The organism is Kitasatospora putterlickiae (assembly GCF_039527695.1).
In the GTDB taxonomy this organism is placed as follows: Bacteria; Actinomycetota; Actinomycetes; order Streptomycetales; family Streptomycetaceae; genus Kitasatospora; species Kitasatospora putterlickiae.
Window position 1 is genome coordinate 11,281 of sequence record NZ_BAAAKJ010000419.1, and the last position, 6,169, is coordinate 17,449.

Annotated in this window: 3 protein-coding genes; all 3 read left to right on the top strand. The window is 75.9% G+C overall.

The genetic code is table 11. From position 1 onward, the window contains the following. The first annotated feature begins 215 nt into the window (after nucleotides 1-215). Nucleotides 216-1,187: a hypothetical protein gene (locus ABD308_RS35030; RefSeq protein ID WP_344344009.1), complete on the top strand. Its 972-nt coding sequence runs from the start codon at nucleotides 216-218 to the stop codon at nucleotides 1,185-1,187. A gap of 72 nt (nucleotides 1,188-1,259) precedes the next feature. Next, the gene (locus ABD308_RS35035) at nucleotides 1,260-3,137 is read left to right on the top strand and encodes an HSP90 family protein (protein ID WP_344344011.1); all 1,878 of its coding nucleotides are present in this window, start codon (nucleotides 1,260-1,262) and stop codon (nucleotides 3,135-3,137) included. Next, nucleotides 3,137-6,145, top strand: a complete 3,009-nt coding sequence (locus ABD308_RS35040) for a hypothetical protein (protein WP_344344013.1) — start codon at nucleotides 3,137-3,139, stop codon at nucleotides 6,143-6,145. Before ABD308_RS35035 ends, ABD308_RS35040 begins: the two co-directional genes overlap by 1 nt. The last annotated feature ends 24 nt before the right edge of the window (nucleotides 6,146-6,169 follow it).

A 6,169-nucleotide genomic window follows, 5' to 3' on the forward strand; every position in this document is an offset into this window, starting at 1 on the left:
CCGCGTTCGGGGCGCCCTCGGGCCCGGGCGGCGGGGGCCGCGGCCGGACCGAGGGCCGAGGCCGGCTCCCGTTCCGGAGATCGCTCGGAACAGGGCTGGTCAGCGGGATGTCGGCGGCACGTGATATGCAGTGCATCATCCGATTGGCCGCACCGAGGCCATACGAACGATGCCGACGGCCGTGCCGGTCGACGAGGTCTCAGGGGGGCCGCACCATGTCCATCTTCCGCCGCCTGGCCGGGCGGAGGCCGCCGCGTTCGCAGCCCCCCGTACTGGACGTCGCGCACGGCGACGAGGAACTGCGCCGGCTGCGCGCCCTCGCCGAGGCCGGAGACTGGGCCGCGCTGCGCCCCGCGCTCGCCGCCGTCCCCGACCAGGCCGAGCTGACCTGGCTGCTGCACCGGATCACCTCCGTCGAGGGCACCGAGGAGTGGGTCGCCAAGGCCGTCGCCGAACGGCCCGAGGACACCCTCACGCTGCTGTTCTCCGGCGCCCGGCAGATCGCCTGGGCCTGGGAGGCCCGCACCGGCGCCCGCGCCAAGCACGTCACCGAGGAGCAGTGGCGGCTGTTCGGCGAGCGGCTGGAGGTCGCCGAGGAGCAGCTGCTGGAGGTGGCCGAACGCGAGCCCGGCTGGCTCGCGCCCTGGTTCTTCCTCCAGATCGCCGCGCGCGGCGCCTCGCTCGGCCGCACCGTCGCCGGCACCCGCTTCGAGGCCGCGCTGCGCCGCGACCCCGAGCACCTCGCCTCCCACCAGCAGCGCCTCCAGCAGCTCTGCGCCAAGTGGGGCGGCTCCCACGAGGAGATGCACGCCTTCGCCCGCACCGCGATGCTCGGCGCCCCCGAGGGCAGCCCGCTCGGCGAACTGGTCGCCCTGGCCCACCTGGAGCACTGGCTCGACCTGCCGGACGGCGAGGACCACGCCTACCTGACCGGCCCCGCCGTGCGCTCCTCGCTGCGCGCCGCGGCCCTGCGCTCCGTGCTGCACCCGGCCTACCGGCGGCGGCGGGACTGGCGGGCCACCCACAACGCCTTCGCGATGGTCCTCTCGCTCGCCGACGAGCGCGAGCTGGCCCACGCGGTGTTCGCCACCCTCGACGACGTCGTCACCGACTGGCCCTGGTACTACCTGGGCGGCGACGAGGCCGAGAACTTCCAGGTCCACCGCGACCGCTGCGCGCCGCGCTAGAGCCCGCGACGAGCCGGCGACCCCGTCGGCCACCGAAGCCCGACACACCCCTTGCGATCGAAAGAGCCACCGGTGTCCCCATCCGAGAACCCGACGAGCGCGCACACCTTCCAGGTCGACCTGCGCGGCCTGGTCGACCTGCTCTCCCACCACCTCTACTCCAGCCCCCGGGTCTACCTGCGCGAACTCCTGCAGAACGCGGTCGACGCGATCTCCGCCCGGCAGGCCCTCGACCCGGCCGCGCCCACCGCCATCACCGTCCGCGCCGACGGTGACCTGACCGTCACCGACACCGGCATCGGCCTCACCGAGCAGGACGTCCACACCTTCCTCGCCACCATCGGCCGCAGCTCCAAGCGGGACGCCGACGGCCGCCTCGACGGCGACGGGCTCGCCCGCGCCCGCGGCGACTTCATCGGCCAGTTCGGCATCGGCCTGCTCGCCTGCTTCGTGGTCGCCGACGAGATCACCGTCGTCACCCGCTCCGCCGCCACCCCCGACGCCCCCGTCATCGAGTGGCGCGGCGGCTCCGACGGCCGCTACACCATCCGCACCCTGCCCGCCGAGGCCAAGCCCGAGCCCGGCACCACCGTGCGCCTCGCGCCGCGTTCCGATGCCGCCGAGTGGACCCGCGCCGACCGGGTACTGACCCTCGCCCGGGACTTCGGCAGCCTGCTGCGCCACGAGGTCACCGTCGTCGACGGCCGGGGCGACGCCACCCGGGTCAACCAGACCCCGCCGTGGGCCGCGCAGCACGGCTCCCCGCTGGCCCGCCGCGAGGCGCTGGCCGCGTACTGCCGCTCCACCTTCGACTTCACCCCGCTCGACACCATCGAGCTGGACCTGCCGCTGGTCGGCCTGCGCGGCGTCGCCTACGTGCTGCCCGACGCCGTGCCGCCGTCCCGCCGGGCCGGCCACCGGGTGCACCTCAAGGGCATGCTGCTCTCCGATCACGCCGACGAACTCCTGCCCGACTGGGCGTTCTTCGTCCGCTGCGTGGTCGATACCGACGGTCTGCGGCCCACCGCCAGCCGCGAGGGCCTGTACGCCGACGAGACGCTCGCCGCCGTCCGCGACGCGCTCGGCGCCCGGATCCGCGACTGGCTCACCGGCCTGTCCGCCAGCGACCCGGCGCTGCTCCACCGGTTCATCTCGGTGCACCACCTGGCCGTCAAGGAACTCGCCCGCTACGACGACGAGTTGCTGCGGATGCTGCTGCCCTGGCTGCCGTTCGAGACCACCGACGGCAATGTCACCCTGGACGAGTTCGCCCGCAGCCACCCGATGGTGCTGGTCACCCGCACCGTCGAGGAGTTCCGCCAGGTCGCCCCGATCGCCGGCGCCGCCGGACTCGGCGTGGTCAACGGCGGCTACACCTACGACCGCGACCTGGTGCACCGGCTGCCGGAGATCCGCCCCGGCACCTCCGTCGCCGACCTCGACCCGAGCACCGTCACCGCGCACCTCGACACCGTCGACCCGGCCGCCGAACTCGCCGCCTCGGCCTTCCTCGCCACCGCCCGCGAGGTGGTCGGCCGCTTCGACTGCGACGTGGCCCTGCGCAGCTTCCACCCGACCAGCGCGCCCGCCCTGCTGCTCGACAACCGGGAGGCCCGGCACGAGCGCACCCGCGCCCAACTCGCCGACGAGGCTGACGGGTTGTGGGCGGACATCCTCGGCTCGCTGCGCGCCGAGGTGCCCCGCGCCCAGCTGGTCCTGAACCACCTCAACCCGCTGGTCCGGCGGGCGGCCTCGATCGGAGACCGCGAACTCGCCGTCACCGCCGTCGAGACGCTCTACGGGCAGGCCGTGCTGCTCACCCGCCGGCCGCTCACGTCGAGCGAGAGCGCGCTGCTCAACCGCTCGTTCATCAGCCTGCTGGACCACGCGATGCTCGGCCACGAGGCCGCGTCCGGCGGCAGCGGCCGGGCCGGCTCCGAGGAGGCGTGATGCTGAACAGCATCGACGCGGTGATGGCCGCGCTGCAGGAGAACGACGCCCGCCCCTACGGGCGGCACCGGACCGTCACCGCCGAGGAACTCGTCGACGCCGCCGAGCAGTTCGACGACACCGCGATCCGCTCCATGGCCCTGCTCGAACTGATGGAGGCCTACGAGTACGACGGCGAGCGGAGCAAGTCCCCGGTCGTCTTCGCCCGGGTCCTCAAGCTCTGGGACGCCGACCCGGACGGCTTCGGCGAGTGGTCGCGGCAGCAGGTGTTCTGGCGCTTCAAGTGGGTCGCCACCTCGCTGCTCGGCACCCCCGACGTGCCGCTCGCCGCGATCCGGCGCTGGCACGAGGAGATGCGAGGCCGCTACCGTGCCGCCGGGCACGGCCTCCAGCCGTACTACGCCCAGCGCTTCCACCTCGCCGCGCACACCGGCGAGGGCGTCCAGGACGCCTACGAGCTGTGGGCCGGACGGCCGCGCACCGAGATGAGCGACTGCCACGCCTGCGAGATCCGCTCCCGCGCCGTCCACCACCTGCGCCAGGGCGACGACGCGACCGCGCTGGACGTCTGGCGCCCGGTGCTCGGCGGCGAGGCCACCTGCGCCGAGGAGCCCTACGTCAGCCACGCCCAGGCGCTGCTGCCCCTGCTGCGCCAGGGCCGGCTGGACGAGGCCCGCTCCAGCCACCTGGTCGGCTACCGCTTCGCGCGCGGCAAGAGCGGACTGGCCCGCGCGGTCGGCCTGCACATCGAGTTCTGCGCGCTGTCCGGCAACGAGCCGCGCGGCCTGGAACTGCTCGCCGAGAACCGCGACCTGTTCGGCGCCACCGGCGACCCGGTCAGCCGGCTCGACTTCCTCACCGGCGTCGAGGTGCTGATCGCCGGCCTCGCCCGGGCCGGGCACGGCGAGCTCACCGTCAGCGGCCCGCCCGGCGCGAGCTGGACCGTCGACACCCTGCTCGCTCACCTGCGCACCGAGGCGGACGCGCTCGCCGCGCGCTTCGACGCCCGCAACGGCACCGGCGCGGTGAGCGGCCGCCGCCGCGACCGGCTGGCCCGCCGGCCGCTGCTGGCCGAACCGCTCGCCCTCGGCGTGCGGGCGGCGGCGTCGCCGGAACTGGCCACCGCCCCGGTGGTGCCGGCGGTGCCGGTCCGGGAGGTCGAGCCGGAGCCGGAGGACTTCACCGCGCTGCTGCTGCGCGCCCGTGAGCTGCAACTGGTCGGCCACCCGGACGCGGAACGGCTCTGGAAGCGGATCGACGAGCGGCTGACCGCCGCCGGGGAGGACGGCGCCGAGGCTCTGCTGGGCCCGGACGCCGGGCCGCTCGGGCAGGTGCGCGCCGAACTCGCGGAGCGGCGGGCGCACGAGGCGCTCGACCGGGGCGCCTGGGAGGAGGGCGCCAACGAGCTGCTGGCCGCCGGCGGGCTGTACCGGCGCGAGGGGCTGGCCGGCCGCGCGCTGGCGGCCCGGACCCGGGCGCTGGTCGCCGAACTCGTGCGGGAGGACGAGGAGGAGCCGGACGCGTCGGCCGACCCGGTCGAGTCCGCCGCGCCGGTCATCGACTGGGCGGCGCTGGACGCCGCGCTGGCCCAGGCCGAGCAGCTCGCCGCCGGGGGCGCCCCGGGTATCACGGACGCGGGCATCACGGACGCGGGCATCGCCGACGACGACTACCTGGTCGTCCTCCAGTGCCGCGCCTACGCCGCCCACCAGGAGCTGGTCCGCCTGCTGCCCGAGGCGCCGGAGCGGCCCCCCGCCGAGCAGGCCGCGCGCTTCGCCGCCGCCGTCACCGCCTACCGCGAGGCGGCCGTCGCCCGTGGCTCGGTGCGCCGGCTGTCGGTGGCCCGCCAGTACGCCGCCGACGCCGCCGCCCGGCAGGGCCGGATCGCCGAGGCGACCGAGGAACTGCGCACCGCCATAGCCGAGTTGGAACAGGCCGGGCAGCCCTGGCACACCCCGAGGGCGTACGGCCTGCTGGGGCAGGCGCTGCTGCAGGACGACCGGCAGGCCGAGGCCGTCGAAGTGCTGCACCGCGCCCTGGCGGCGGCCGCCCGCTGGGCCGACGAGTCGTACCCGTTCGCCGCCACCTATCTGATGGCCGGGCACGCCAGCGCCCAGACGGGGGACACCGGTTCGGCGATCAGGTCGCTCTCCGAGGCCGCCTCCCGGTTCGACCGCAAGGGCCCGGAGGCCGCCGAGGACGCGGCCCGCACCCGGCTGCAGCTCGCCGACCTGCTGACCAGCGCCGACCGGACCGCCGACGCGGTGGCCGTCCTGGAGTCCGTGGTGGCCGAGGGGGCGTCCGTCGGCCTGGACGAGCGGGTGCTCGCCCAGGCCCGGCTCGACCTCGCCCGCGGCCTGTTCACGCTCGACGAGGACCGCGACGCCGCCGAGGAGTTCCTGCGGCTGGCCGCCGTCCTGGAGGGCTGGACCGAGGACCTCCACCTGCGCACCATGGTCGCCTCGGAGGCGGCCGTCGCGCTGCTGCACGCCGACCGCTGGGAGGCGGCGCACGCCGCCCGCGCCCAGGCGCTCGCCGCGCACGAGCAGTGGCCGCAGGCCGGTCCGGTGTCCGCGATGCTGCGGCAGTTCGCCCGGCTCACCGCGCAGAAGGAGGGCCCGGACGGCGTCGAGTCGGCGCTGGCCCGGCTGGCCGAGGCGGACGCCGTGCGCGAGCGGCTGGAGCGCGAGGACCCCTCGGCCGAGACGTGGTACCCGCGCGCCGCCGTCCACTACGAGCGGTCCCGGGTGCGCGCGGTGGCCGGTGACTACGAGGAGGCGCTGGCCGAGGCCGAGCGGGCGATCGCCGCGTACGAGGAGGGCGGCGAGCAGGCCGAGACGCCGCGCGCCGAGGCCGTCCGGCTGGCCGCGCTGATCGAGGGCACCGACCTCGGCCGGCTCAAGGCGGCGCGGAGGCGGCTCACCGTCGCCGTCGAACGGTGCCGGGCGCACGGGCTGGAGGAGGCGGCGGAGATCCTCGCCGATCTGCGCGAGCGCCTCGCGGACTGACGGCGCGCGCCCGGGCGCCGGCGG

Bases quoted from the DNA above. Each gene is read 5' to 3' on its own strand.
- ABD308_RS35030 (WP_344344009.1), top strand. From the start codon at position 216: ATGTCCATCTTCCGCCGCCTGGCCGGGCGGAGGCCGCCGCGTTCGCAG.
- ABD308_RS35040 (WP_344344013.1), top strand. From the start codon at position 3,137: ATGCTGAACAGCATCGACGCGGTGATGGCCGCGCTGCAGGAGAACGAC.